This is a genomic window from Tsukamurella sp. USMM236 (genome assembly GCF_037148755.1).
Taxonomy (GTDB): domain Bacteria; phylum Actinomycetota; class Actinomycetes; order Mycobacteriales; family Mycobacteriaceae; genus Tsukamurella.
Window position 1 is genome coordinate 36,381 of the sequence record NZ_JBBCSS010000004.1, and the last position, 24,930, is coordinate 61,310.

Here is a 24,930-nt window from a genome sequence, read left to right on the forward strand (position 1 = left end):
AACCATCAATTGAGACTTTAGGAAAACCTCGACCTTGATCGTTACCGGATCGTTACCAACGAACGACGTCGATCAGTCCTCGAGGATCGCCGAATCAGCTTGCGCCGCAGCGGAGTACCGCAGCAGGGAAAGCACTGCCCGCGGGTCGGCGGGGGCGTCCGGGTCCGCCAAGCATCCCTCGACCCGGGAGCGGATCGCCTCCTCGTCGAGCCCGATACCGAGCAGGACGAGCACCGACGCCGCCCCGCCCCGCCGGCCGCGCTCCGGGGCCGTCCGCACGTGCCGGCCGACGGCGTGCACCTCGAGCCGTGTGCCGTCCGCGGCGGTGACGAAGCCCTTCGTCCGGAAGACGCCCCGCGGCGGATCGGCGAGCAGCGCGGCGGTCGCCCGGGCGTCCAGCCGCCCGGTCTCGACGGTGACGGCGGCGTAGTCGTCGTGCAGGTGCCGGTGCGATTCGCCGTGCTCGTGATCGTGACGGTGGTCGTGCTCACGCAGCGCCTCGTCGAGAGTCAGCTGGCGCGGGGAGTCCCGCCGCTGCGCGGCGCGACGGGCGAGGACCTCCGCGTCGATGAGCAGTTCCACCGGCACCACCGCGTCGACCGTCCCCACCACCGGGGCGGACGGCGCGTGCTCGCGCACCAGCGCCCGCGCGGCGTCCGGGTCGGCGGCGAGGTCGATCTTGTTGAGCACCACCAGGTCGGCGAGCGCCAGGTGGTGGCGCAGCGAGGGGTGCCGCTCCATCGTGCCGGCGAGGTGCGCGGCGTCCGCGACGTACACGAGCCCGCCGTAGTCGATCCGCGGATCCTCCGCGAGCACCACGCGCCGCACCATCGCCGCGGGCTCGGCGAGCCCGGACGCCTCAACCACCACGAGGTCGAGGTCGCGCGCGGCCAGCGAGGAGAGCACGTCCTCGAGCTCGTCGTCGTCGACGGTGCAGCACACGCACCCATTGCTCAGGGAGACGGTCCGCACCGATCCACCGCCGGACGCGCCCGAGACGAGCATCGCGTCGATGTTGACCGCGCCGAAGTCGTTGACCACGACGCCGATCCGGGCGTCCCCCGCGCCGGACAGCAGGTGGTTGAGCAGCGTCGACTTGCCCGCGCCCAGGTAGCCGGCCACCACGACGACGGGGACGGGACCGCCGCTCACGGCGCGCAGTCCTCGCACAGCACCGCCAGCTCCCGGTCCTGCGGCGGCGCGAGGTTCGCGACGTTCGAGGTCGGCGCGCCGCACTCGGTGCAGCGACCGATCCGCTTCGCCCGGTCGGAGAAGTCGATGCTCATGCGCCGGTCGAAGACGTACATCGAGCCCTCCCAGAGCCCGCGGTCGCCGAACCGCTCGCCGTAGCGCGCGATGCCGCCGTCGAGCTGGTAGACCTCGCCGAACCCCCGATTACGCATCACGGCGCTGAGCACCTCGCAGCGCACGCCGCCAGTGCAGTACGTGATGACCGGGCGGCCCTTGAGGTGGTCGTACTCCCCCGCGTCGAGCAGGGTCACGAAGTCGCGGGTCGTCGTGGCCGACGTCACGACGGCGCCGGCGAACCGGCCGATCTCGGCCTCGATGGCGTTGCGGCCGTCGAAGAAGACGGCGTCGGGCTTCTCGGCGAGGAGTGCGTGCACCTCGTCGGGCGTCAGGTGCACGCCCCCGCCGCGGACGCCGTCCGCGTCGACCTCCACCTCGTCGGGGACGCCGAAGGTGACGATCTCGTCGCGCACCTTGACGGAGAGCTTGGGGAAGTCCTCGGCGGAGCCCTCGGACCACTTCACGTCGGCGCCCTTGAAGGCCGGGTACTCGCGCACGGCGCGCACGTACCGCTTCACCGCCCGGATCTCGCCGCCCACGGTGACGTTGATCCCGTGGCGGGAGACGATGATCCGGCCGCGGAGACCGTTCGCCTCACACAGCGCCCGCTGCCACAGCCGGATCGCCTCCGGGTCGGCCAGCGGGGCGAACACGTAGAACAGCACGACCTTGCCCATGACGCCCACCATTCTATCCGGGCCGCCTTGCGCTCAGCCTGCGTCCAAGGGTTCCGACGACGCCCCCGCTCCCCTTCAATGGCCCCCATGCCTTTTCGCCTCCCCCGCCGCGCCGCGGCGCTCGCCACCGCCCTCGTCGCGGTGCTCGGCGTCTCCGCGTGCGCGTCGTCGACGGGGCCCGCGTACGACCCGTCCGCGCCGATCGCCGACCAGGTCCCGGCCGGCACCGTCATCACCGTCGCCGACCAGCAGTCCATCCTCAAGACGATGCTGACCGCGTCCGGGGAGGCCGCGAAGCTGGGGTTCGGCGTGAAGTTCGCGGACTTCGCCGGCGGGCCCGCGATCCTCGAGTCCTTCCGCGCCGACGCGACGCAGGTCGCGATCGTCGCCGACGTGCCGCCGATCCACGCCCGGATCGCGCGGTTCCCCAGCCCGATCATCAAGGCCTGGCAGCTCGACCGCGGCGGCGTCTCCACCGTCGCGCGCCCCGGTGTGCAACTGCGCACCGCTGCCGACCTGCGCGGACGCAAGATCGGCTATGCCGAGGGCACCGCCCACCAGGCGATGGTCCTGCGGCTGCTGCGCTCGGCGGGCCTCTCCAAGCACGACGTCCAGCTCGTACCGCTGCAGCTCACCGAGGTGGGCGAGGCCCTGGGCGCCGGCCAGATCGACATCGCCCCGCTGATGGAGCCGATCAGCACCAAGTACCGGCTCGCCCACCCGGACGCGCAGGTGCTGCCGGACCAGCTCAACCAGGCCGCGCAGTCCGGCCTGATGTTCCTCTACTCACCGCAGGCCGCGCTGGCCGATCCCGCCCGGGCCGCGGCCCTGAAGCGACTCTCGGCGGCGGTCGACCGCGCCCGCGCGTGGGTGGACGCAGACAAGGACCGCTGGATCCAGACCTACTACGCGGGGGCGCTGAAGATCCCCGCCGCCGTCGGCCGTGTCGCCTACGAGGGCCAGGGCAGCTGGCGCTCCGTGCCGCTCGACCGCGCCCTCGTCGCGCGCCAGCAGAGCACCATCGACGTCCTCGCCGACTTCGGCGAGATCCCCGGCGGCCGCGTCTCCGCCGACGGTTCCGTCGACTTCCGGTTCGACACCCACCCCGCAACGTAAGGGCCCTCCCGTGACCTCTCCCCCGACCGGCCGCCTCGGCAGCGGCCTCGCCCACGATTCCGCGCCCGAGCAGCGACCGGGCGCCCTCGATCCCGACCACGAGCTGCTGCCCCGCACGTCCACGCGCCGCGCCCTCGTCGACTCCCGCCCCATCGGCGCGTGGATCCTCGCCGGCCCCGCGCTCGTCGTCGCCCTGTGGGCCGCGGGCTCCGCGACCGGGATCATCCCGGACACCGTCCTGTCCGCGCCGTGGACGGTCGCGAACACCGCCTGGAACCTCGCGCTCGACGGCTCGCTGTGGTCCAACATCTGGGCCTCCGCGCAGCGCGCGATCATCGGCGGCGTCCTCGGCGTGACCCTGGCGGTCGTGCTCGCACTCCTCTCGGGCCTCACCCGCCCCGGCGAGGCTCTCATCGACGGAACCGTCACCATCTACCGCGCGATTCCCGCGCTCGCGCTGCTGCCCCTGTTCATCGTCTGGTTCGGCATCGGCGAGGAGATGAAGATCGTCCTCATCACCCTCGCGGTCGCCACGCCGGTGTACCTCAACACCCACGCGGGCCTGCGCGGCATCGACCGCAAGTACGTGGAGCTGGCGGAGACCGTCGGCCTCAGTCGCGCGAAGTTCGTGCGGTACATCGCGATCCCCGGTGCCCTGCCCGGCTTCTTCACGGGCCTGCGGCTCGGGGCGACGGTGGCCTGGCTCGCCCTGGTCGTCGTCGAGCAGGTCGGCGCCTCCGACGGCATCGGCTACCTCATGTACAAGGCCCGGCTCTACGGCCTGACCGACGTCATCGTCGTGGGCCTCGCCGTCTACGCGCTCCTCGGCTTCAGCACCGACCTCCTCGTCCGCTTCTCCGCACGAAAGGCCCTGTCATGGCAGAGCACCCTGGCCCACTGAGCACGCCGACCGCCACGCCGGAGAGCGACGGTCCGGTGATCGAGGCGCGGAACCTGGTGCGCGGCTTCGACGGCCGCGCGGTCCTCCGCGGCATCGACCTGACCATCCGGCGCGGCGAGTTCGTCGCGCTGCTCGGCCGGTCCGGCTCCGGCAAGTCGACGCTGCTGCGCGCCATCGCCGGACTGGACGACGGCGTCCCCGGATCCGGTGTGCTCGACGTCGATCCGCGGCGCGCCGTGGTCTTCCAGGACTCCCGGCTGCTCCCGTGGTCGCGCGTGCTCGACAACGTCATCCTCGGCCTCGGCGGCGCCGATGCCAAGGACGTGGGCCGCGAACTGCTGCGCGAGGTGGAGCTGGACGGGCGCGAGAAGGCTTGGCCGCGCGAGCTCTCCGGCGGACAGCAGCAGCGCGTCGCGCTCGCCCGCAGCCTGGTGCGCGAGCCGGCCGTTCTCCTGGCCGACGAGCCCTTCGGCGCGCTCGACGCCCTGACCAAGCTCAAGATGCATGACCTGCTCCGGCGCCTCGTCGCGCGGCACCGGCCGGGCGTCCTGCTCATCACGCACGACGTCGACGAGGCCATCGCGCTCGCCAACCGGATCCTCGTGCTGGACCACGGGATCCTCTCCGTGGACGTCACCCTCGCCGACGGTGCCGGGCGCCGGCCGGGCGAGTCCGGGTTCGCGGAGCTGCGCGGCTCGCTGCTCGACGCCCTGGGCGTGGAGCAGGATTCGGCGGTGGCCGCCACCGCATGACGATCCCCGATCACGCCCGCGGGTACGACGGCTTCACGGGGCGTATCGGCCGCTCCGAGGCCGAATCGGAGCCGGCCTGGCCGGCGGAGGTGCGGGCCAGGCCCGGTGCGCCGAACATCATCGTCGTCCTCGTCGACGACATGGGCTTCTCGGACATCGGGCCCTACGGCTCGGAGATCCCCACCCCGCACCTGGACGCGCTCGCCGCCCGCGGCATCGTCTCGACCAACCACCACACCACCCCGGTGTGCTCGCCCGCCCGTGCGGCGCTGCTCACCGGGCTCAACCCGCACCGCGCTGGCTACGGCTCGGTCGCCAACTCCGATCCGGGCTTCCCCAACCTGCGCCTGAGCCTCGCCGACGACGTGCTCACCCTGCCGGAGATCCTCCGCGAATCCGGCTACGCCACCCACGCGGTCGGCAAGTGGCACCTGGCGAAGGACTCGCGGCTCGGCCCGGACGCCGACCGCTCGTCGTGGCCGCTGCAGCGCGGCTTCGACCACTACTACGGCTCCCTGGAGGGCCTGAACTCCTTCTTCCACCCGAACCAGCTGGTGCGGGACAACACCGTCGACCCCGTGACCGAGTACCCGGAGGACTTCTACGTCACCGACGCGCTCACCGACACGGCGGTCTCGTGGATCAAGGACCTGCGGGCGCACGACGCGGAGAAGCCCTTCTTCCTCTATTTCGCGCACATCGCGATGCACGGTCCGCTGCAGGTGCGCGGCGAGGATCTGCCGCGCGGCGACCTCGACTACGCCCGCGGCTGGGACGCGGTGCGCGCGCAGCGGTTCGCTCGGCAGCAGGAGCTCGGCCTGTTCGGCGCGGACGTCCGGCCGGCGCAGCGCAACAGCGAGCCCGGCTACGATGTGCCGCCGTGGGACGAGCTCGATCCCGAGCGGCAGCGGCGGTTCGCCCGGTACATGCAGGTGTACGCGGCGATGGTGCGCACCGTCGACGACAGCCTGGGCCGGCTGTTGGAGACGGTCGAGCAGCTGGGCGAGCTGGACGACACGATCGTCGTCTTCACCTCCGACAACGGTGGCACCGCCGAGGGCGGCCCGGAGGGCACCCGCAGCTACTTCGCAGAGTTCGTGAAGTTCGCCGACGGCATCGGGCCCGACGGCTGGGAGGGCGACGTCGACCACCCCGAGGAACTCATCGGCACCGCGCGGCTCGGCGTGCACTACCCGCGCGGCTGGGGGCAGGTGTCCAACACGCCCTTCCGGTTCTACAAGGGCCAGACCTTCGCCGGCGGCGTGCGCGTGCCCCTCGTCCTGTCCTGGCCCGGGGGCCTGCCGGAGGCGCGCGGCGTGCGTGAGCAGTTCTCCTTCGTCACCGACGTGGCGCCCACGCTGCTGGACCTGGCGGGCGTGCCGACGCCCGCCGCGCGGCACGGGCTCCCCGCGCAGGAGCGCGACGGCCTCTCGCAGCGCGCCGCCTGGTCCGACGCGGCCGCCCCATCGGCCCGCACGCGCCAGTACTCGGAGTTCCGCGGACACCGCGGCTACTACCGGGACGGCTGGAAGTTGCTGAGCCTGCACGGCCGGGGCGACGATCCGCTCGCGCCGCGCTGGCAGCTCTTCGACAACCGGGCGGACCCCGCCGAGACCACCGACCTCGCCGCGCAGCACCCCGACCTCGTCGCCGAACTGGCCGCCGAGTGGGAGCACGAGGCCTGGCGGAACACGGTCTTCCCCATCGTGATCGACGGCTCCACCCGCAATCCCGCGGAGCGGCGCCTCTCCGATCCCGTGCGCCTGCTGCCCGGCACGCCCGTGCTCGAGCGGTACCGCTCGGCGAAACTCGTGCAGTACCGGGACTTCCGCGTCGACATCGACGTCGAGTTCGCCGACGGCGCCGAGGGCGTCCTCGTCGCGCACGGCGACGCCCTGGGCGGCTACCTCGTCTACGTCGAGGACGGAGCGGTCGTCGTCGGCTACAACGCCTACGGCCGGTACGCCGCGGCGCGCTCGGGCCCCGTCGAGCCGGGACGCCGCACCGTCACGCTCACGGCGACGGTGCGCCCGAACCTGCGCTGGGACCTCGCGCTCGCGGTCGACGGCGCCGAGGCAACCGTGCTCCCGGACCGCGTCCAGCTCATCGGCATGGCGCCGTGGACCGGGATCTCCGTCGGCCTCGACGCCCGCGGGCCGGTCGCGTGGGAGCTGCGCGAGCGCCGCGGCACGTTCCCGTACTCCGGTGCGCTGCACGCGGTCACGTATACGCCGGGCCCCGTGGGCGTCCCGTCGGACGACATCGACCGCCTGCAGCAGGAGGCCGAGGAGGAGGCGGACTGAGCGGATTGCGCCCGCGTTGAACGCAACCCTGGCCCCGTCGGCCCGGATCGGGTGAGCTGGGTCTACCACGCACGCAACGCACCCCGGAGGCAGCCATGACCGCAACGCTCGAGCCCACCACCACCGCGCCCGAGATCACCGTGACCAAGCTGGGCGAGCACATCGGGGCGATCGTGCACGGGGTCCGGGTCGGCGGTGACATCGACGACGCGACCGCGGAGACGATCCTCGACCTGCTCGCCGAGCACGAGGTCATCTTCTTCCGCGGCCAGGACCACCTCGACGACGCCGGCCAGCACGCCTTCGCCGCGCGCCTCGGCGTGCCGACGACCCCGCACCCGACGGTCCGCTCGAACTCGGACCTGCTGCCCATCGAGGGCGCGGCGAACAGCTGGCACACCGACGTCTCCTTCGTCGACCGCGTGCCGAAGGCGTCGATCCTGCGGCCCGTCGAGCTGCCGCCGCACGGCGGGAACACGACGTGGGCGTCCACCACGCGCGCCTACGACCGGCTGCCGGAGCCGCTCAAGGCGCTCGCCGAGAACCTGCGCGCGCTGCACACCAACGACTACGACTACGCCGGCCACAACGCCACCTACCAGCGCGCCGAGTACCACAAGGAGTTCATCCGCAACATCTTCGAGGCCGAGCACCCCGTGGTGCGCGTGCACCCGGAGACGGGCCGCCGCTCGCTCCTGCTGGGCCACTTCGTGAAGTCCTTCGCGGGCCTGAGCACGCAGGACTCGGCGCCGATCCTCGCGCTGCTCCAGCGGCGGATCGAGAACCCGGACAACACCGTCCGCTGGGCGTGGCAGCCGGGCGACGTGGCGATCTGGGACAACCGCTCGACGCAGCACTTCGGCATCAACGACTACGGCGACCACAAGCGCCTGCTGCGCCGCGTGACGCTCGCGGGCGACCTGCCCGTCGGCGTCGACGGCCGGGAGGGCGTGGCGCTCAAGGGCGATGCCTCGGACTACGCGCCCGTGACCCCCGCGCGCTCGCGGGGCTGATCCAGCCAGCTCAGGATCCGCTCGTAGACGGCGTCCGAGCGGAGCAGGGTGAAGTGATGGGCTCCGCCGAGGTGCATCCCCGCCTCGGCGGTGAACCCGATGCGGCGGGCCTTTCCCCGGCCCGCCGCACTCGGCGCGAGCACGAGGCCGTCGCCCAGGAGGCGCCCCACCGGGTGCCGCGCGTCGCGGGTGAAGGTGGCGGCGACGAAGTAGTGCTCCGCGCCCTCCAGGAGCGGGATCTCCGCCGCGGCGGCGGCGCCGAGCGCGTCGGCCTCGCGGCCCCGCCAGTCCTCGTCGACGATCGAACCCCCACGCAGGTCGCGGATCCCCGCGCTGCGGCGGCGCAGTAGCCGTCCGAAGGGCGCCGTCTCCGGGATCGCGGTCAGGGCCGCGCTGCCGTAGTGCGCGGCCTGCTCCAGCGGGGCACCCAGGTGCGGCGTCCCCAGGCTGACGGTGGCCGATACCGCTGCGGGCCACGCCATCACCGCCTCGTCGGCGAGATGCGCCGCGCTGCGGGCGACGAGGCCGCCCATGGAGTGGCCGATGAGCACGAGGTCCGTGACGGGGACCGGCCAGGCCGCGACGAGCCGCTCCAGCAGCTCCGCCAGATCGCGCCCGTTGTCGCTGATGTGTCGCCCGCTGTTGTAGCGCACGTACACCGGGGTGGCGCCGAGGTCGACCGCCAGCCGCACGCCGTAGTCGTCGGCCTCCAGGCCGCCCACGCCCCACGCGTGCTCGGTCTCGGTGAGCCCGTGCAGGAGCACCACCACGCGGCCCGTCGCGCCGTCGAAGACCTCCGCCGGATCCAGCCGGCCGGGCGGGACGGGCCCCTCACCCAGGTGGACGACAGCGCCGTCGATGCGGACCGTGACGGGGTCCGCGGCCAGCGGCGAGGCCCGGGTCTCGAGGTCGTCGCCGATGAGCCCGAGCACGGCGCCGATCAGCGTCGCCCCGCGCATCGTCTCCGACGGTGGCCGGTCCCCCGGCCAATCCGCGCCGACGGCCGCGACCCGCCCCACGGTCCGCGCGACGGTGCTGATGGTCGCGTAGACGCCGTCGGTGATGCCGTCGTGCAGGGCGCGCACCGGCGCGACCGCAGGGCCGACGCCCAGGCGGACGTAGCGGAAGACCCGGTCCGAGATCGCCCGGTGCACGCCGTGCACGCCGTCAGCGGCGCCCGCTATCTCGCTGCAGCCCAGCTCAGCGAGAGCACGCACCTCGGCGCGACGGCGATCTTCGACAACACTCACGAAGATCGAGTGTACGAGTGTGCACTCGAACTGTCCAGCGGCGACGTCAGGCGCGGTACTCCCAGCCGGCGGCGACCCACTCGGCGGACGGCATGCAGTTGCGGCCGTCGAGCAATACGGGGTTGCGCACGACCGCGCCGACCACGGCCGGGTCCAGCTCGCGGAACTGGGTCCACTCGGTGAGCACCAGCACCACGTCGGCGCCCTCGCAGGCCTCGAGTGCGGTGGTGGCGTAGTCCAGCGTCGGGAAGACGCGGCGCGAGTTGTCCATGGCCTCCGGGTCGTACACCGAGACGGCCGCGCCCTGCAGCTGGATCTGGCCCGCGATGTTGAGCGCCGGCGAGTCGCGCACGTCGTCGGAGTCCGGCTTGAAGGCGGCGCCGAGCACGGCGACCTTCGCGCCGAGCAGCGAGCCGCCGCAGGCCTCCCGCGCCAGGTCCACCATGCGGGTGCGGCGGCTCATGTTGATCGCGTCGACCTCGCGGAGCAGGCCGTGCATGTGGCCGGCGCCGAGCTCGCCCGAACGGGCCATGAAGGCGCGGATGTCCTTCGGCAGGCAGCCGCCGCCGAAACCGATTCCAGCGCCGAGGAACTTGCGGCCGATGCGGGAGTCGACGCCGATCGCGTCGGCCAGGGCCACCACGTCGGCGCCCGCCGCCTCGCAGACCTCGGCGACGGCGTTGATGAACGAGATCTTGGTCGCCAGGAAGGCGTTCGCGGAGATCTTCACCAGCTCCGCGGTGGCGGTGTCGGTGACGAAGAACGGGGTGTCGCGGGCGAGGATCTCCGCGTAGACCTCGCGGGCGACCTCCTCGGCGCGGCCGCCGGGCTCGACGCCGAGCACCAGGCGATCGGGCTCGAGCGTGTCCTTGACGGCGTGGCCCTCGCGCAGGAACTCGGGGTTCCAGGCGAATTCGACGCTCACGCCGGCGGGCACCAGCTCGGCGGCGCGGGCCCGGAGCAGGTCGGTGGTGCCGACGGGGACCGTCGACTTGCCGAGGATCACCGCGTCGCGGCGCAGGTGCGGCACGAGCGAATCGATCACGGAGTTCACGTAGGTCATGTCGGCCGCGAACTCGCCCTTGCGCTGCGGCGTGCCCACGGCGATGAAGTGCACGTCGCCGAACGCGCCGGCCTCCTCGTAGGAGTCCGTGAAGCGCAGCCGGCCGGCCTCGATGTTCCGCTTGAGCACCGCGGGGAGCCCCGGCTCGTGGAAGGGCACCTTGCCCTCCGAGAGCGCGGCGATCTTGCTGAGGTTGACGTCGACACCGAGCACCTCGTGGCCCAGCTCCGCCATGCACGCCGCGTGCGTGGCTCCCAGGTACCCCGTACCCAGCACTGTGATCTTCATGCGCCGAAAGTAGGTCGGCACCAGGGCGACACGGAAGGGCCGCGCGCCGGAGTTGGGCAAGGGTTACGCGGAGATTCACGAGCGCGCCCGCCGCGATCCCCCGCGTTCGCCTCGGGGTGGCCTCGGGTTCGCCTCGGCGTTACTGGGGCGGAGCGGCGGGATCGTCCGCCTCGGGCGCGGCGGGACGGGGCGCGGGCGCGCTCGGTCGGGGCGCCTGTGCCGCCGCGCTCGCCGGGCCGGACGGGGCCGAGGGCGCACCGTCGTACGCGGACGAGCCGCGGCGGGGCTCCCGGCCCTCGCGGCCCTTGAGGATGCGCTTGGGCAGCCGGTTGACCAGGTCGCTCATCGGGTTCACCGCCGCGGTCATCAGCGCGACGGCCTCGTTGAGCTCGGCGACGACGTCGGGGAGCTGGGAGACGGCGTCCAGCGTGCCGCCGGGGGCGATGGCGCGCTCGATGGCGCCCTCCTGGCCGAGGAGCTGGTCGACGATGCCCCCGTCGGCGATCGCGCGGTCGATGACCCCGTTCGGCTCGGTGAGCTTGTCGATGAGGCCGTCCTGGCCGGTGAGCTTGTCGAGCACGCCGTCCTTGGCGGCCAGCTTGTCCAGCACGCCGCCCTTCTCGGTGAGCTTGTCGAGGACGCCGTCCTTGGACATGAGCTTCTCGAGCACGCCGTCGGGCGCGGTGAGCTTGTCGATGACGCCGCCCTCGGAGGTGAGGCGCTCGAGGACGCCCTCGGACTCCGTGATCTGGTCGACGACGCCGCCGGGGCGGGTGAGCCGGTCGAGCGGTCCGCCCTCCTGCGTCAGGCGGGTGACGGGGCTGTCCTCCTTGGTCGCCTGGTCGAGGAGGCCACCGGGGGCGGTGAGCTTCTCGAGCATGCCGCCGGGCTCGGTGAGCCGGTCGACGACGCCGCCGGACTTGAGCACGCGGTCGAGGGGCCCGCCGCGCGAGAGGATGATGCCGACGGGGCGGTCGGGTTCGAGCAGCGAGGCGAGGCGCTGCAGCAGCTGCATCGGCGTGGCGGAGGACATCCCCGCCTCGACGTGCAGCGCGTTGCTCACCTCCGTGTCGACGTTCTGCACGGCGAATCGGGTGACGGCGACGCCGCCCTCGATCGCCGACATCGCGGCGTCGGCGGTCGAGAAGGCGACGCGCAGCGGTGTGGTGACGATGCCCTTGAGGTCCATAGCCGCCCATCGTAGGGGTGCGATGAGAGGATCTGCGCCGAATCCACTCATTGTGGGCCACCTATGCGGGCCGGCGGACCGCCTCCACCGTCGCCGTCCAGCCCTCGGCGCCGTGCCCCTCCGCGATCGCCCGCTGCGCCACCTCGCCGACCGCCCGCAGCACGGAGACGTCCAGGCCGTGATGCGCGGCGGCGTGCCGCACGTGCTCGACGCCGGCGGCGTCCATGACCAGGTTGTCCTCGTCGCCCGGGTACTCGCCGGCGTCGACGTCCGCCGCCATGGCGGGGATGATCGAGGCCAGCAGTCCGCCGTTGCCGAGCAGGTGGGGCGCGAGGTCGGCGGCCGCGATCCCCTCGGCGCGGGCCAGCGCGAAGGCGTGCACGATCCCCGCCATGCTCGTCCAGAAGTAGTCGAGCACGGCGACGTCGTACGCGGCCGCGAGGGCGTGGTCCTCGCCGAGGTACGTGGTGGCGCCGCCGAGTGCCCGCAGGGTGCGCTCGTGCCGCTCGTACGCGGACCGCGGGCCCGCGTACAGGACCAGCGCGTCGTCGGCGCCCACCATCGGCACGTTGACGACGATGGTGCCGTCCAGGTAGTCGAGTCCCTCCTCCTTCGCCCACGCGGCGGCCTCCCGGGCGCGCTGCGGGACATCGGAACTCAGGTCCGCCAGCACCCGGCCCCGCAGGTCCGCGGCGAGCGGGCCGAGCACGGCCCGGGAGGCCGTCTGGTCGAGCAGGCACACCACGACGAGATCGGACGCGCGGACGGCCTCGGCCGCGGTGGCCGCCTCCCGCGCGCCGCGGGCGACGAGACGGTCCGCCCTCCCCGGGGTCCGGTTCCACACGGTGACGCGGTGTCCGGCGTCGACGAAGGCCGCTGCGATCGCGTGCCCCATGGCGCCGAGGCCGAGCACGGTGACGTCGGCGGTCATGCGATCCGCTCCTGCTGCTCGCCGCCGCGCGGGAAGCGCAGGCTCTCGTAGATCCGGGCGAAGCCCTCCTGTCCCCTGCCCGCGTCGACCTGACGCCGGATCAGGCCCTGCGCGGCCGCGATCGTCGACGAGTCGACCCCCGCTTCGTCGCTGGTCCGGACGATGTCGCCGAGGTCGGAGAAGTACAGGTCCTGCTGCCCCGCGACGGTGTAGTCCCCGTCGTCGATGATCGCCGCATCGGTCGCGAAGTGATGGACGAGCGATTCGAGGAACGGGATCACCCGCTCGGCGAACGCCGAGGCCGGCATCCCCTGCGAGCCCACCATCGCCGCGCCGTGGAACATGCCGACGAACATCTGGTACATCGCGGAGAGCATCGCCAGGTCGATCAGCGACGCCGCCCCGACGTCGGGCCCGTCGTACACGCCCTCGGCCCACGCGGCCAGCGCATCCCGGTTGCTCTCGAACAGCTCCGACGGTCCGCTGTAGAGGATCCGCGCGCCCGGCGCGCCGATCTGGAAGGGCGTCGCCATGATCGCGCCGTTGAGGAAGCGGATCCCGTGCTCCGTGGCCCACCGCCCCAGCTCGCGCGCCTCGTCCGGCGTCGTGGTGGTGAGGTCGATGAGGGTGCGGCCGCGGAGCGATTCCGCGAAGGGGTCGAGGGTCTCCCGGACCGAGGCGTACCGGAGCAGGCAGGTGACGATCACCTCGCTCCGGCCCACCGCCTCGTCGATGGTGCCGGCGCGGTGCGCGCCGCGCTCGACGAGGCCGTCGCCGCGCCCGGGGCTGCGGTTCCAGACGGTGACGGGGTCGCCGCGGTCCAGGAGTGCGGCGGCGAGGGCGGTGCCCATGGCCCCCAGTCCGAGGATCGACAGGGTCTGCGGCTCGTGTGCTCTTGCGTTCTGCGGTGTCATGCCTCGATCATCGAGAGGAACAGTCGGTTCCGTAAGTACCCACTATTTACTGGGGTACTTACCTTCTGGTGAGTGAGGTGGTCATGGCGAGATCGACACGATCGGGCCCGTACATCTGCGGCATCGACGCCGCGCTGGACGTGGTGAGCGGGAAGTGGAAGGGCCTCATCCTGTGGGAGCTGCAGGCCCACGGCGTGCGGCGGTTCGCGGAGCTGCGCCGAGGACTGCCGGGAGTGAGCGAGAAGATGCTCACCCAGCACCTGCGGGAGATGGAGGAGGACGGCCTCGTCATGCGCGAAGTGTACGCGCAGGTGCCGCCGAAGGTCGAGTACTCGCTGACCGCGTCCGGCCTGGCGCTGAACGCGGCGCTCGCGCCGCTCGGCGCCTGGGGGCGCGACCGCCTGCAGCGGGAGCGGATCGACACGGTGCCGCTCGCGCCCGGCAGAGAAGTGTCGGAGAACATTGACACGTCAGGAATCTCCGACATATCATCGACGGCGTGACCACCAAGACGGAAAGCGCCGATCGCGTCTTCCTCGCGCTCGCCAATCCCGTTCGCCGCGAACTCCTTCGCATCCTCGCCGAGGGGCCGCTCGCCGCGGGCGAGCTCAGCGAGCGGTTCACGCTGAGCCGCCCGGCCGTGGGGGGGGGGCGCGCCGGGGGGGGCGGCCCGGGGGGGGGGGGGGCGCGGCCCCCCCCGCGGCGCCCCGCGGGGGCCCGGGGCGGCCGGCCGCGGGGGGCGCGCCCTGCGCGCGTCTCCCGGGGCGCCGCCCGGCGGCGGGGCCGCCCCTCCGGGTGCCCCGCGACGCGGGGCTCGTCGCCGACTCCCCCGACGGCCGGCGCCGGATCTACCGGCTGACGGCCGAGCCGCTGGCGGACCTCGGCGAGTGGTTGCATCCGTTCGAGAAGTTCTGGCGCGCACGCCTGTCCGCGCTCGCCGACGTCGCAGAGGAGTTGTGAGATGGCCGTCATCACGCTGGATCAGTTCTTCGCCGCCACGCCGGCCGCCGTGTGGCGCGCCCTCACCGAACCGGAGCTGGTGCGGCGATGGTGGGCCGAGGGCGACATCGGGCCCGAGGTCGGCCACGAGTTCACCCTGGACATGCCGGGTTTCGGCGCGCAGCCGTGCCGCGTCCTGGAGTCGGTGGCGCCCGAGCGCTTCGTCTACACCTTCACCCCCGCGTGGACCCTCGCGTGGACGCTGCGCCCGGAGGGGCGGGGCACCCGCGTCCTCCTGGAGCACAGCGGATTCGACCTGGACGACAAGCGGATGGCCGCCGCCTTCGACCGCATGGGTCCGGGCTGGCGAGACGTGGTGCTGCCGCGCCTCGCGGAGACCGCCGCCGCGCTCTGACGCCGGCACGTCTGCCATGATCGGCTGGTGACCGAGCGCACCGTTCTCGCCGACCCCGTCAACTCCGCCCTCTCCGGCCCGCACGCGCGGTTCCGGCAGGCCTCGGGACGGATCCAGCGGTACCACCCGGACGTCTCGGTGTTCTACGGCCACCCGCGCGAGCTCACCGACGAGGACTACGCCGACGTCGCGCGCCTGACCGGCGCGGACCGGATCGCCCTCCTGCGCGACCGCTCGGCACCGCTCCCGGCGGGATGGACCGTGGTCGAGACGATCGGCCTGGTGCAGTACGACGGCAGCGCCGTCGAGACCTCGCCGGAGCCGGAGGCCGTGCGCCTCACCGCCGCCGACGTCCCGGAGATGACCGCGCTCGTCGAACGGACCAAGCCCGGCCCGTTCCTGCCGCGCACCATCGAGCTGGGCACGTACCTCGGCATCCGGGACGCCGACGGGGCCCTCATCGCCATGGCCGGCGAGCGGATGCACCCGCAGGGCTGGACCGAGATCAGCGCGGTGTGCACGGCGCCCGAGGCCCGGGGGCGGGGCCTGGCCTCCCGGCTGATCCGCGCCGTCGCCCACGGCATCCGCGAGCGCGGCGACGTCCCCTTCCTGCACACCTCGGACGACAACCCGGCGCAGAAGCTCTACGACGCCATGGGCTTCCTCCACACCAGCACGGTCCCCCTCGAGGTGATCCGCGTCCCCGCGGTTTAGGTACTAGGCCGCCGGGACGCCCGTGGCGCCGGACGAGCGCTCCGAGCCCAGCCGAACCGCGGCCGCACACGCGCCGATCAGCAGCACCACGAGCAGCGCGCCGATGCCGAAGGTCTCCCAGTCGAACGGGCCGGCGGCAGCACCGTCGGCCTGCTTGCGCGCGGAACCGGACAGGAAGGGCACGATCACCAGCACACCGACGCCGGCCACGGCCTCGGCCGCGACCACCCTCGGGAAGTGATGCAGGGCCAGCCGCACGACGGTGTCCTCGTCACCGGCGAGGCGCGCCCGCCGGATCGCCGGAATGAGGACGCGCACGTTGTAGACGCCCGCCGCCACCATGCCCACAACCAGGACCAGCTTGATCAGCAGGTACCGGCCGTACGGCGTGGTGACGAACTGCGTGAACGAGCCCACGTGCACCCACGTCTGCCACAGACCGCTCACGCCGACCGCGATGACGGCGCCCATCGCCCACGCGCTGAACCGGACCCACATGCGCTCGAAGGCGCCGGCACCGTCGACCCCGGAGCGCCGCGCCCGCAGGCCGGCGGCCGCGAGCACGAACAGCCCGCCGAGCCAGACGACGCAGGCCAGGATGTGCGCGAGCTTGAGGACGCGATTGGCCGCCGCGTCCATGCCCACCACCGCCGTGGTGAGGCTGGGCGCCGACGCGGCGAGCATCACGACGGCGAATCCCGCGGTCGCCACGACGGCCATCGAGCGGCCGTGCAGCCGCCGCAGGGCCAGCAGCAGCACGACCGCGAGCGCGAACAGGGCGAGCTGCACCGTGGCCATCGCGGCGCCCGAGATCCACGCGCCCTTCTCCTTCGGCAGGTCGAGGTACGCGCCGAATCGGGCCGGCGAGAGCGACTCGGCGAACGAGAGCCCCAGCTTGCTCCGCGCGATGCGCCCCGCGTACTGCGCGTAGGCGGCGACCACGATGAAGACCGCGACGTACGGCACCAGGCCGCGGAGGGCACGCTCGGCCGCGCCGCCCCGGGCAGTGGCCGGCAGCAGGAAGGCGAGTGCCAGGAACAGCCCGCCGGACAGCGACAGTGCGCCGAAGTAGCCCATCTGCGTGAGGATGCGCCACAGCGGAGGAGCGGCCGGTGCGGCCGCGGCGAGATGCAAGGTAAGGCTCGTCATAGTCGAGTGAGACTAGCCTTACTTATCCGGTGTGACCAATCGGACAAAACCCCTCTTTACCTGGGGTTTTATTAGTTTGGACAAGCTGTCCGGTTCTTGCACGCGCGCATCCTCGGCCGAGAATTGATAGGATGATTCGGCCGCGATGACGCCGCGGCGACAGCTCCGTGTATCTACCTGGCACGGCCTCCGGGCACCCAAGGCGGCACGTCGACAACGATGGCGGCCGCGGCGCCGCGGAAAGGCCCGACGACGGTGACCGCCACCATGTCCCACGAGACGTCCCCCCAGGAGACCCCTTCCCCCGCACCGACATTGATGTCGGTCGCCGGGCGCAGCTACTTCCCGGTGGCCTTCGTCGCGCGGCTCCCCTTCGCCATGATGGTGGTCGGCGTCCTCACCCTGGTGGTCGCCGGCCGGGACTCGCTCGCCTTCGGCGGCCTGAGTTCCGCGATGGTGGGCATCGGCTCCGCCGCAGTCGGTCCGCTCGTCGGCGCGGCGGCGGACCGGTTCGGCCAGCGCCGGACGGTGCTCGCCGCGGGGATCGCGAACAGCCTTGCGCTGCTCCTCATGACGTGGGTCGTCTTCAGCCCGCTGCCCGGCTGGGCGGTGCTCGCCTCGGCCGCGCTGGTGGGCGCGAGCGCCCCGCAGGTCGGGCCGATGTCGCGCAGCCGCCTGGTCACCATGATCACCACGAAGCTCCCCGAAGGACGCCGGGTGCGCACGCTGCTCTCGGTGATGGCCTACGAATCCGCGGCCGACGAGGTGATCTTCGTCTTCGGTCCGGTCATCGTCGGCCTGCTCGCGACCACGATGTCGCCCGCCGCGCCGATGATCGGCGCGGCCGTGCTCACGGTGCTCTTCGTCTCGGCCTTCGCCCTGCACCCCAGCGGCCGGGCGCCCGAGCAGCACGGCGACGGCGCCGTCGTGCAGGCGCCGGCCCGCGAGCTCGCGAATCCCCTGCTGTTCACCGTGATCGCCGGCGTCTTCGGCATGGGCCTGTTCTTCGGCTCCACCCTCACCGGCCTCACGGCCTTCATGCGCGACGCCGGCAACGCGGAGTCCGCCGGGCTCTTCTACGGCGTCATGGGCGTCGGCTCCGCCGCGCTCGCCCTCGGCTCCGCACTCCTCCCCGAGCGGTTCAGCATCGCCGCGCGGTGGGTGAGCTTCTCCACGGTGCTCGTGTTCGGCGCCGCCCTGATCGCCGCCGCGCCCTCGCTCCCGCTGCTGGTGGCAGGACTGGCCATCGCGGGCATCGGCGTGGGCCCGACCCTGGTGACCGAGTTCAGCCTGGGCGCCGAGCGCAGCCCGCTGGGCCGCTCCGCCACCGTCATGACCATCCTCGGCAGCAGCCTGATCCTGGGCCAGTCGCTGGCGTCGGCGGTGAACGGCGCGCTCGCGGAGAACGTCGGCACCGCGGCGGCGCAGTGCGCGCCGCTGGTCGCCGCCCTCGTCGTGCTGGGTGCGGGCGTCGCGAACGCCATTCTCTCGCGGCGTCAGTCGGCCGACGCCGCCGCGGGCAGCGCTGATGTGGCGGGCGACCAGCCCGGTCCCTTCGCCACGTAGCCCCATCGCTCGCGCCACGAGCGCGTACCCCGCACGTCCGCGAGGATCGCGGAGTATTCGTGCGTCGCGACCTTGAGCGGGTTGTGCGTCTCGATGTTCTTCGTCAGCCCGAAGCGCACCCGCTCCCCCTCCGGCTCGAAGGTGCCGAACAGGCGGTCCCAGACGATGAGGATGCCGCCGTAGTTGCGGTCGAGGTACGCCGCGTTCGAGCCGTGGTGCACGCGGTGGTGCGACGGGGTGTTCATCACGAATTCGATCGGCCGCCACAGCTTCCCGACCCGCTCGGTGTGGATGAAGAACTGGTAGAGCAGGCTCACCGACTGTTGCAGCAGGATCATCCACGGCGGGATGCCGATGAGCGCCAGCGGGATCCAGTAGGGCAGCGCGGTGAACGGCGTCCAGGTCTGGCGGAGCGCGGTCGAGAGGTTGTAGAAGCGGCTCGAGTGGTGCACGACGTGGCTCGCCCAGAGCACGCGCACGGTGTGGTGGGTGCGGTGGTACCAGTAGTAGGCCAGGTCGTCGGCGACGAAGAGCAGCACCCAGGTGAGCGGGTTCGTCGCCGGGAGGTGCACCGGCGCGATCAGGTACGCGCCGGCCAACGCCGCCAGTACCACCAGCTTCCAGCCCAGGTTGATCACCACGTTGCCGATCCCCATGGTGAGGCTGGTGCGCGCGTCGCGCAGGTCGTAGCCGAGCTCGTCGTCGTCCGGCCGGAACCGGAAGGACAGGTACTCCAGCGCGAGGCAGAGCACGAACACCGGGATGGCGGCGCGGATGAGGTCGAACACGGTGGCATCGGTGCTTTCTAGGAGGTCGCCGAGGCGGCGTCGAGGGCGGCGACGACGCCGGCCAGGAGGTCGGAGGTCGTCCGGTGGGCCGCATCGCCGTCACCGTCGGCGATGGCGCGCGCGAGGTCGAGGTGCGCCTGCCGGTCCAGCAGCTCACCGTCGAGCCCGAGGGCGCCGAAGGTCTGCTCGCCCACGCCCCGCATGCCGGCGAGAAGGGTGTTGAGCGCGAGCCGATAGGCGAGGTTCCCGGAGCCGTCGATCACGGCCGTCCAGAAGGCGGCGTCGGCGGCGTACCCGCCGTCCGGATAGCCCTGCGCGAGCGCGACGATCGTGGCCTTCTGCTCCGCGGTAGCGCGCTCGGCGCACAGCCGCGCGGCGTCGGCGGCGATGGTGCGGCGCATCTCGGTGACGTCGCGCAGCACCCGCAGCGGTGGTACGACGCCCGCGGCGGCGACGGCGCTGAGCACGTCCAGCCCGGCGCTCTCCCGCCAGTCGAGCACACGGGTCTTGCCGCCCTGCGCGATGTGCACCAACCCGGCCTGCCGCACGCCCTTGAGGGCCTCGCGGATCGCGTGGCGGTTCACGCCGAAGCGCTCGGCGAGCTCGCGCTCCGCGGGCAGCGGGTCGCCCGGGGCGAGGCGCCCGGACAGGATCTCGTCGACGATGCGCGCGAGCACCTCGTCCGAGACCGCCGTCCTGGCGATGGGGGTGACGTCCATGGCGAGCAGCATGGCACGGCTCCAGATTCTGGTCAACTGGTTGGACCAGTTGTGTGAGGTGCACACTGAGGACGTGACCACGACCAGTGCCGGGCTCCTGCTGTTCCGCCGCACCGACGACGCTGTCGAAGTGCTGCTCGGCCACATGGGCGGCCCGTTCTGGAGCCGCAAGGACGCGCACGCCTGGTCGATCCCCAAGGGGCTGTACACCGACGAGGAGCCCCTGGCCGCCGCGGAGCGCGAGTTCGCCGAGGAGATGGGCTCCCCCGCGCCAACGGGCCCGACGGTGCCGCTGGGCTCCGTCCGGCAGTCCGGGGGCAAGACGGTGACGGTCTTCGCCCGCGAGGGCGACTTCGACGCGGAGACCATCCGCTCCAACGAGTTCGAGCTGGAGTGGCCCCGCGGCTCCGGCCGGATGCAGAGCTTCCCCGAGATCGACCGCGCCGGCTGGTTCAGCCCCGGGGAGGCCGCGGAGAAGCTGGTGAAGGCGCAGTCGGCGTTCCTCGACCGGCTGCGGGAGCACCTGACCGGAGCGTGAGCGCCCAGGCGCCGACAGCGCAGGTGAGCGAGGCTCCGGCGGCGGCCAGCGCGATGTGGTTCCACCCGGCGACGGCGCCGGTGCCCGCCGCGAGGACCCCAGCGATCGTGATGCCGAGCGCGGAGCCGACGTAGCGGGCGGTGTTGTTCACACCGCTCCCCATCGCGGCGTCGGCCGCGGGGACGCTCGCGATCGCCTCGCGCGCCAGTCCGGTGTTGAGCAGACCGGACGCGACGCCCGCGACCAGGAGACCCGGGACGAGGCGGAGCGGGGAGGCACCGTCGGACAGACCCGCGGTGAGGAGCAGGCCCAACGCCACGCCGGCGAGCCCGCCGACGAGGTGGACCCGACCGGAGAGGACCTCAGCGAGGCGCGAGAAGCCCAGCGCCGCCACGGCGCTCGTCCCCGCCCACAGCGCGAGCAGACCGCCCGCCTGCAGCGTGCTCAGTCCGAGTCCACGGACCACGAAGGTGCCGGCGACCGACATCGCGGAGATGACACCGATACCTGTGCCGAAGGCGGCGAGGGTCGCGGCGAGGAACCGGGGCCGCCGGAACAGGCCCGGGTCGACGAGGCGCGCGCGACCGTAGCGCTGGCTCGCGACGAGTGCGACGGCAAGAACCACGGACGCCACCCCGAGCGCAGCCGCCAGGGCGCCCGCCCCGGCGCGCGCCTCGACGAGGGCCGCGACCGCGGCGGTGAGGGCACCCGTGAGCAGTGCGAATCCGAGGATGTCGAGCGGGCGGTCCGGGTTGTGCGCCGGCCGCGCAGGGATCCGGCGAGCGGAGCCCCACAGCGCCGCGCCGCCCGCCGCGAGCAGGAGGTAGAACAGGCGCCACGCGCCGGCAAGGTCGAGGAGGCCGGTGAGGATCGGCCCGAGGGCGATCCCCGCACCCATCGACGAGCTCCACCACACCGCGGTGCGGGCGCGGTGGCCGTCGTGTTCGCTCACCGCGGCGACGAGGCCCAGCCCGGTGGCGATCATCCCCGCCGCCCCGACTCCCGCGACGATCCGGGCGGCCACGAACAGCGGCGCCGAGGCCACCGCCGCGCACGCGAGGCTCGCCACGACGAAGACGGCTGCGCCGGCGAGGAAGACCCGTCGGTGGCCTATGCGGTCGGCGACGACACCCGCGGTGACCAGGGCCGCCGCGAGCCCGACGCTCATCGACGCGAGGATCCACGTGGCCGCCGCCGGGCCTGCGCGCAGCGCGCCGTTGAGCGTGACGGCGTTGCCCAGCGGTCCCGCGTACGCGAGCATCGCCAGCAGCGTGCTGGCGGCGACGGTCGCGAGGACCCGCTCGTATCCGGACTCAAGTCTGGTCATGAGACTCATCATGACCCATGACGAGTCCATTCACAAGACTCTTTCGACTATGCTGAAGGCATGGCTCTGGGGACCGGATACGAGGCGCAGCCCTGCTACCTGGCACGCGCGCTCGAGGTGGTCGGCGAACGATGGACCCTGCTGATCCTGCGCGACCTCTTCTACGGCGTGCGGCACTTCAGCGACCTGCTCGAGCACCTCGACGTCTCCCGCGGCGTGCTCACCGAGCGGCTCGACACCCTGGTCGCCGCCGGAGTCGCGACCCGCCGCAAGGTCGGGCGGACCGTCGAATACGAGCTCACGCCCGCCGGGGAGGACCTGTGGCCCACCGTTTTCGGCCTGGTGCGGTGGGGCGAGCGGCACCTCGACGGCGACTTCCCCGCGCGGATCTTCGCGCACGCCACCTGCGGGACGGACCTGGCGGAGTCCGGCCTGTGCCCACGGTGCGGCATCGTCCCGACGGTGCGGGACATCGACACCCGCCCTGGCGAGGGGCCGAACCCGCGGCGGCGCGACGACCCGGTCGCCGTGGCACTGCGCACGCGGCACCGGATGCTGACGCCGGTCCCCTGACGGCCGTCAGTTGCGGTAGTTCTCCACGGTGTTCGCCGACCGGGTCGCCGCGTCGTCCGGGTTCTCGCCGAACTCGCGCCGCGCCCGGCGCTGCCGGAGCAGGTCCCATGCCTGGTCGAGCTGCGTCTCGAGCACCTGGAGCCGGGCGTGCTCCTCGCTCTCGCTGATCTCGCCCGCGCCGAGCTTCTCCCGGAGCGCGTGCTCCTCCGCGATGAGGGCGTCGATCCGGGTGTGCACTGCGTCGTCGGTCATGATTCGATCCTGCCACCGATCGGCGGGGCACGTGGGGACACAATCGAGGTGTCCCCGCCGAACCGTCGGCGCGATCGCGTCCGATCGCGGACAACCACTCCGAGCACAGGAGGCACCGTGGCCAAGGGCTACTGGGTCAGCAACTACCGCGCGATTCTCGATACCGACAAGCTCGAGGCCTACAACGTGCTGGCGGCCCGCGCCGTCGCCGCCGGCGGCGGGAGGTTGCTCTCCCGCGACGGCCGCGTCGCGGCCTACGAGGCCGGCATCTCCGAGCGCACCATCGTGATCGAGTTCGAGAGCTTCGAGCAGGCGATCGCCGCCCGCGAGAGCGCCGCCTACCAGGAGGCGCTGGCAGCGCTCGGGGACGGCGTGGAGCGCGACTTCCGCATCGTCGAGGGCCTCGACTGACCCCGCCATCACCGCGAGAACAAGAAATCCCCTCCGACCTGCGTCGGAGGGGATTTCTTCGGTGGAGCTAAGGGGACTCGAACCCCTGACCCCCACACTGCCAGTGTGAAGATGGGCGTATCAGCACGTCTACTGCGTGACGCAATATCCACTCTGACCAGTCTTTTCAGGCTGGGTTCGTCTAGGGCGTATTCCGGCGTATCTCCGAGAGTTAGGACAGAGTTAGGACACGCCGAGCTAGAAGACGTAGGTGCCGATCGCCCATATCCCCGACGCAACCAAACTGCCGGTGACACCGAGCATGAGGGCACCGACTGACCAGGTCGTCGCCTTCCCGGCCTTACTGTCCGCCGAGTATCCCGTCAACTCCCGCACGTGCTTGGGGAACCGGATCAGGGCGGCGATCTTCCCGGCCACACTCCGCTCCTCAGACTCCCGTTGCCGGGCGAGTGAGCGGAGTCTGCCCTCGGCGAGGTTCGCCGCCTCGATGATGTCCTCACGGCCGAGCATCGCTTTCGGCTGCATCATGGTCATCCACGATGCAGCGGGGTTCAGCGTCGTTAGCTGCCCGGTCTCCCGTGCAGTCTGGATCAGCGAGCCTGTGACCAGAAAGCCCACCTGCGCGCTGCCCGCCAGGCGGGACACTTCCCCTCGGAGCCTCCCTACAACCCCTTCCTGGCCCTCCAGCGGAGTCTCGAATCCGATCCCGGGCGGCCCGAAAAAGGCCGTGTGCTCGACCAGTTCTGAGACCTTCTCCCGGAAGGCGCGAACCTCGTCGGCCATCCGGTCGTAGTCCCGCGAGCGGTACCGTCTCTCATCCACCGCGTGATCTTGTCATGCGGTCGTCGGGGATAGCGCGCCCGCGCGTCCTCTGCGCTGCTACCGTTCGCGCATGATCAAGAAGTCGGTTATATCCGTTTTCCTAACTACCGCAATCGCCCTGGTCGGAGCACCTGCAGCGCGCACGGGCGGGCGGTAGCGAGATGAGCGAGGAAGTCCAGATCGACGCCGACGGCCGTCTCCGCTGCTGGAAGTGCGGCAGCGTCAACCTCAGCACGGGCAGGTCCGGCGGAGGGATGATCGGCAAAGCGGCGATCGGGGCGGTGCTGGTCGGCCCCGTCGGCCTGATCGGGGCGGCGGCGGCGAGAAAGAAGCTCCGGTGCGCGGGGTGCGGCTCGGTGAACAAGCCGACCGACAGCCCGAGGCAGTGGGCATCCCCGGCTACGCAGACCGAGCGGAAGCCAATTCCGCGCACCGACGAGGAGACCGTCGCCCGCGAGGCGTTTCTTCGCACCCACACCCCGGGTGAAGTTGCGCTCGCGGACGCAGAGGCGAAGCTCCGCTCGTGGTCGGGATTGAAGCCGGAATCGTTCAAGGTTGCCCGCGAGATCGAGACACACAAGGCCGAAGCGAAGCGGGCGATCAAGCAGGCGAAGGCCATGATCAAGGCCGAGCAGAAGGCCGGGAACACTGCACCCGCCGCCGTGCCAGAGGCCCTGGACGAGGTACCCGAACCAGCGCCCGTGGCGCCATACGCAACGCTCGATCCCGTCCTCCCTGCCCAGTCGGTCGAGGCGGTCGCTGACTGCGCTCCGCAGGCCGCGGCGGTGCCACCACTCCCGCCCACGTTGCCACCTGCGGGGTGGCACGCGGACCCGCGGGGCACCCCGGGGTTACTGCGGTACTGGGACGGCGCGCAGTGGACGGAACACACAGCCCCGATCCCACCGCCGCCCGGTCTGCAACCGAGGTGAGGTGGCCGACGCGGCGACGGAGTCGGAGAAGCCCCGCCACCGCGCCAGCCTGACGGCCCCACCCCGGAACCGGGGGCCGC

The 24,930-nt window shown here is 72.4% G+C and carries 26 protein-coding genes and 3 pseudogenes; 15 read left to right on the forward strand and 14 right to left on the reverse strand.

What is annotated here, in order from left to right:
- Positions 1-72: 72 nt before the first annotated feature.
- The 3 genes and pseudogenes from WFK95_RS14230 to trhO all read right to left on the reverse strand — a co-directional run.
- Positions 73-1,152 carry a CobW family GTP-binding protein gene (locus WFK95_RS14230; protein ID WP_224650360.1) on the reverse strand — a complete coding sequence of 360 codons (1,080 nt, stop codon included), beginning with the start codon at positions 1,150-1,152 and terminating at the stop codon, positions 73-75.
- Positions 1,149-1,286 carry a hypothetical protein gene (locus tag WFK95_RS24760; RefSeq protein ID WP_443081563.1) on the reverse strand — a complete coding sequence of 46 codons (138 nt, stop codon included), beginning with the start codon at positions 1,284-1,286 and terminating at the stop codon, positions 1,149-1,151. The genes WFK95_RS14230 and WFK95_RS24760 overlap by 4 nt, the downstream gene beginning before the upstream one ends.
- Before the next feature lie 48 nt (positions 1,287-1,334).
- Positions 1,335-1,997 (reverse strand): annotated as a pseudogene (gene trhO, locus WFK95_RS14235) (oxygen-dependent tRNA uridine(34) hydroxylase TrhO); the annotation flags it as partial.
- Between the two features lie 75 nt (positions 1,998-2,072).
- Here trhO and WFK95_RS14240 point away from each other — a divergent pair.
- The 5 genes from WFK95_RS14240 (at position 2,073) to WFK95_RS14260 (ending at position 8,070) form a co-directional block, all read left to right on the forward strand.
- Positions 2,073-3,101 (forward strand): ABC transporter substrate-binding protein, encoded by a 1,029-nt coding sequence (locus WFK95_RS14240; protein WP_336671086.1) that lies wholly within the window; start codon positions 2,073-2,075, stop codon positions 3,099-3,101.
- Between the two features lie 10 nt (positions 3,102-3,111).
- Entirely contained in the window at positions 3,112-4,002 is an 891-nt protein-coding gene (locus tag WFK95_RS14245) for an ABC transporter permease (protein ID WP_336671087.1), read from the forward strand.
- Positions 3,978-4,754 (forward strand): ABC transporter ATP-binding protein, encoded by a 777-nt coding sequence (locus WFK95_RS14250; RefSeq protein ID WP_336671088.1) that lies wholly within the window; start codon positions 3,978-3,980, stop codon positions 4,752-4,754. Before WFK95_RS14245 ends, WFK95_RS14250 begins: the two co-directional genes overlap by 25 nt.
- Positions 4,751-7,057, forward strand: coding sequence for an arylsulfatase (locus tag WFK95_RS14255; protein ID WP_336671089.1), 2,307 nt, complete (start codon positions 4,751-4,753; stop codon positions 7,055-7,057). Before WFK95_RS14250 ends, WFK95_RS14255 begins: the two co-directional genes overlap by 4 nt.
- Positions 7,058-7,152: 95 nt before the next feature.
- The gene (locus WFK95_RS14260) at positions 7,153-8,070 is read left to right on the forward strand and encodes a TauD/TfdA dioxygenase family protein (RefSeq protein WP_224648733.1); all 918 of its coding nucleotides are present in this window, start codon (positions 7,153-7,155) and stop codon (positions 8,068-8,070) included.
- Here the strand turns inward: WFK95_RS14260 and WFK95_RS14265 are convergent.
- The 5 genes from WFK95_RS14265 to WFK95_RS14285 all read right to left on the reverse strand — a co-directional run bounded on the left by WFK95_RS14265 (position 8,034) and on the right by WFK95_RS14285 (position 13,705).
- Positions 8,034-9,320, reverse strand: coding sequence for an esterase/lipase family protein (locus tag WFK95_RS14265; protein ID WP_336671090.1), 1,287 nt, complete (start codon positions 9,318-9,320; stop codon positions 8,034-8,036). The genes WFK95_RS14260 and WFK95_RS14265 overlap by 37 nt on opposite strands.
- A gap of 46 nt (positions 9,321-9,366) precedes the next feature.
- Complete coding sequence (locus WFK95_RS14270; protein WP_336671091.1) at positions 9,367-10,671, reverse strand: UDP-glucose dehydrogenase family protein; 1,305 nt, start codon at positions 10,669-10,671, stop codon at positions 9,367-9,369.
- A gap of 139 nt (positions 10,672-10,810) precedes the next feature.
- Complete coding sequence (locus tag WFK95_RS14275) at positions 10,811-11,860, reverse strand: hypothetical protein (protein WP_336671092.1); 1,050 nt, start codon at positions 11,858-11,860, stop codon at positions 10,811-10,813.
- Positions 11,861-11,921: 61 nt separating this feature from the next.
- Entirely contained in the window at positions 11,922-12,791 is an 870-nt protein-coding gene (locus WFK95_RS14280; RefSeq protein WP_336671093.1) for an NAD(P)-dependent oxidoreductase, read from the reverse strand.
- A complete protein-coding gene (locus WFK95_RS14285; RefSeq protein ID WP_336671094.1) occupies positions 12,788-13,705 on the reverse strand; it encodes an NAD(P)-dependent oxidoreductase in 918 nt (305 codons plus the stop codon). Before WFK95_RS14285 ends, WFK95_RS14280 begins: the two co-directional genes overlap by 4 nt.
- An 83-nt stretch (positions 13,706-13,788) precedes the next feature.
- Between WFK95_RS14285 and WFK95_RS14290 the strand changes: the two genes are divergently transcribed.
- From WFK95_RS14290 to WFK95_RS14310, 5 genes and pseudogenes are all read left to right on the forward strand, one after another.
- A complete protein-coding gene (locus WFK95_RS14290) occupies positions 13,789-14,208 on the forward strand; it encodes a winged helix-turn-helix transcriptional regulator (RefSeq protein WP_336671095.1) in 420 nt (139 codons plus the stop codon).
- Positions 14,205-14,348, forward strand: a pseudogene (locus WFK95_RS14295) (ArsR family transcriptional regulator); the annotation flags it as partial. The gene WFK95_RS14290 and the pseudogene WFK95_RS14295, both read left to right, overlap by 4 nt.
- A 146-nt stretch (positions 14,349-14,494) precedes the next feature.
- Positions 14,495-14,665, forward strand: a pseudogene (locus WFK95_RS14300) (transcriptional regulator); the annotation flags it as partial.
- Position 14,666: 1 nt separating this feature from the next.
- A complete protein-coding gene (locus tag WFK95_RS14305) occupies positions 14,667-15,059 on the forward strand; it encodes an SRPBCC family protein (RefSeq protein ID WP_336671096.1) in 393 nt (130 codons plus the stop codon).
- 27 nt (positions 15,060-15,086) lie between these two features.
- A complete protein-coding gene (locus tag WFK95_RS14310; RefSeq protein ID WP_336671097.1) occupies positions 15,087-15,773 on the forward strand; it encodes a GNAT family N-acetyltransferase in 687 nt (228 codons plus the stop codon).
- A gap of 3 nt (positions 15,774-15,776) precedes the next feature.
- Here the strand turns inward: WFK95_RS14310 and WFK95_RS14315 are convergent, their stop codons facing one another.
- Positions 15,777-16,922, reverse strand: coding sequence for a CopD family protein (locus tag WFK95_RS14315; RefSeq protein WP_336671098.1), 1,146 nt, complete (start codon positions 16,920-16,922; stop codon positions 15,777-15,779).
- 255 nt (positions 16,923-17,177) lie between these two features.
- On the opposite strand from WFK95_RS14315, the gene WFK95_RS14320 reads away from it, so the two are divergent.
- Positions 17,178-18,488 (forward strand): MFS transporter, encoded by a 1,311-nt coding sequence (locus WFK95_RS14320; protein WP_336671099.1) that lies wholly within the window; start codon positions 17,178-17,180, stop codon positions 18,486-18,488.
- Here the strand turns inward: WFK95_RS14320 and WFK95_RS14325 are convergent.
- The gene (locus tag WFK95_RS14325) at positions 18,419-19,276 is read right to left on the reverse strand and encodes a sterol desaturase family protein (RefSeq protein WP_336671100.1); all 858 of its coding nucleotides are present in this window, start codon (positions 19,274-19,276) and stop codon (positions 18,419-18,421) included. The two genes, WFK95_RS14320 and WFK95_RS14325, sit on opposite strands and share 70 nt — an antisense overlap.
- Positions 19,277-19,293: 17 nt before the next feature.
- Positions 19,294-19,995, reverse strand: coding sequence for a FadR/GntR family transcriptional regulator (locus WFK95_RS14330; protein ID WP_336671101.1), 702 nt, complete (start codon positions 19,993-19,995; stop codon positions 19,294-19,296).
- A 73-nt stretch (positions 19,996-20,068) separates the two neighbouring features.
- Here WFK95_RS14330 and WFK95_RS14335 point away from each other — a divergent pair, with 73 nt between their 5' ends.
- A complete protein-coding gene (locus WFK95_RS14335) occupies positions 20,069-20,533 on the forward strand; it encodes an NUDIX domain-containing protein (protein ID WP_336671102.1) in 465 nt (154 codons plus the stop codon).
- Here the strand turns inward: WFK95_RS14335 and WFK95_RS14340 are convergent.
- Positions 20,448-21,860, reverse strand: a complete 1,413-nt coding sequence (locus tag WFK95_RS14340) for an MFS transporter (RefSeq protein ID WP_336671103.1) — start codon at positions 21,858-21,860, stop codon at positions 20,448-20,450. The two genes, WFK95_RS14335 and WFK95_RS14340, sit on opposite strands and share 86 nt — an antisense overlap.
- A gap of 60 nt (positions 21,861-21,920) precedes the next feature.
- Here WFK95_RS14340 and WFK95_RS14345 point away from each other — a divergent pair, with 60 nt between their 5' ends.
- Positions 21,921-22,433: a winged helix-turn-helix transcriptional regulator gene (locus WFK95_RS14345; protein WP_336671104.1), complete on the forward strand. Its 513-nt coding sequence runs from the start codon at positions 21,921-21,923 to the stop codon at positions 22,431-22,433.
- A 6-nt stretch (positions 22,434-22,439) separates the two neighbouring features.
- Here the strand turns inward: WFK95_RS14345 and WFK95_RS14350 are convergent, their stop codons facing one another.
- Positions 22,440-22,685 carry a DUF2630 family protein gene (locus WFK95_RS14350; protein ID WP_336671105.1) on the reverse strand — a complete coding sequence of 82 codons (246 nt, stop codon included), beginning with the start codon at positions 22,683-22,685 and terminating at the stop codon, positions 22,440-22,442.
- Between the two features lie 117 nt (positions 22,686-22,802).
- Between WFK95_RS14350 and WFK95_RS14355 the strand changes: the two genes are divergently transcribed.
- Positions 22,803-23,096, forward strand: coding sequence for a DUF1330 domain-containing protein (locus WFK95_RS14355; RefSeq protein WP_336671106.1), 294 nt, complete (start codon positions 22,803-22,805; stop codon positions 23,094-23,096).
- 237 nt (positions 23,097-23,333) lie between these two features.
- Here WFK95_RS14355 and WFK95_RS14360 read toward each other — a convergent pair whose 3' ends face one another.
- Positions 23,334-23,918 carry a hypothetical protein gene (locus tag WFK95_RS14360; protein WP_305111912.1) on the reverse strand — a complete coding sequence of 195 codons (585 nt, stop codon included), beginning with the start codon at positions 23,916-23,918 and terminating at the stop codon, positions 23,334-23,336.
- A gap of 161 nt (positions 23,919-24,079) precedes the next feature.
- On the opposite strand from WFK95_RS14360, the gene WFK95_RS14365 reads away from it, so the two are divergent.
- Positions 24,080-24,850, forward strand: a complete 771-nt coding sequence (locus WFK95_RS14365) for a DUF2510 domain-containing protein (protein WP_305111914.1) — start codon at positions 24,080-24,082, stop codon at positions 24,848-24,850.
- The last annotated feature ends 80 nt before the right edge of the window (positions 24,851-24,930 follow it).

Coding starts and splice junctions, on each gene's coding strand:
- WFK95_RS24760 (WP_443081563.1), bottom strand. CDS start 1,286: ATGAGCATCGACTTCTCCGACCGGGCGAAGCGGATCGGTCGCTGCACC.
- WFK95_RS14240 (WP_336671086.1), top strand. CDS start 2,073: ATGCCTTTTCGCCTCCCCCGCCGCGCCGCGGCGCTCGCCACCGCCCTC.
- WFK95_RS14250 (WP_336671088.1), top strand. CDS start 3,978: ATGGCAGAGCACCCTGGCCCACTGAGCACGCCGACCGCCACGCCGGAG.
- WFK95_RS14255 (WP_336671089.1), top strand. CDS start 4,751: ATGACGATCCCCGATCACGCCCGCGGGTACGACGGCTTCACGGGGCGT.
- WFK95_RS14260 (WP_224648733.1), top strand. CDS start 7,153: ATGACCGCAACGCTCGAGCCCACCACCACCGCGCCCGAGATCACCGTG.
- WFK95_RS14270 (WP_336671091.1), bottom strand. CDS start 10,671: ATGAAGATCACAGTGCTGGGTACGGGGTACCTGGGAGCCACGCACGCG.
- WFK95_RS14275 (WP_336671092.1), bottom strand. CDS start 11,860: ATGGACCTCAAGGGCATCGTCACCACACCGCTGCGCGTCGCCTTCTCG.
- WFK95_RS14280 (WP_336671093.1), bottom strand. CDS start 12,791: ATGACCGCCGACGTCACCGTGCTCGGCCTCGGCGCCATGGGGCACGCG.
- WFK95_RS14285 (WP_336671094.1), bottom strand. CDS start 13,705: ATGACACCGCAGAACGCAAGAGCACACGAGCCGCAGACCCTGTCGATC.
- WFK95_RS14290 (WP_336671095.1), top strand. CDS start 13,789: ATGGCGAGATCGACACGATCGGGCCCGTACATCTGCGGCATCGACGCC.
- WFK95_RS14305 (WP_336671096.1), top strand. CDS start 14,667: ATGGCCGTCATCACGCTGGATCAGTTCTTCGCCGCCACGCCGGCCGCC.
- WFK95_RS14315 (WP_336671098.1), bottom strand. CDS start 16,922: ATGACGAGCCTTACCTTGCATCTCGCCGCGGCCGCACCGGCCGCTCCT.
- WFK95_RS14330 (WP_336671101.1), bottom strand. CDS start 19,995: ATGGACGTCACCCCCATCGCCAGGACGGCGGTCTCGGACGAGGTGCTC.
- WFK95_RS14340 (WP_336671103.1), bottom strand. CDS start 21,860: ATGACCAGACTTGAGTCCGGATACGAGCGGGTCCTCGCGACCGTCGCC.
- WFK95_RS14345 (WP_336671104.1), top strand. CDS start 21,921: ATGGCTCTGGGGACCGGATACGAGGCGCAGCCCTGCTACCTGGCACGC.
- WFK95_RS14350 (WP_336671105.1), bottom strand. CDS start 22,685: ATGACCGACGACGCAGTGCACACCCGGATCGACGCCCTCATCGCGGAG.
- WFK95_RS14365 (WP_305111914.1), top strand. CDS start 24,080: ATGAGCGAGGAAGTCCAGATCGACGCCGACGGCCGTCTCCGCTGCTGG.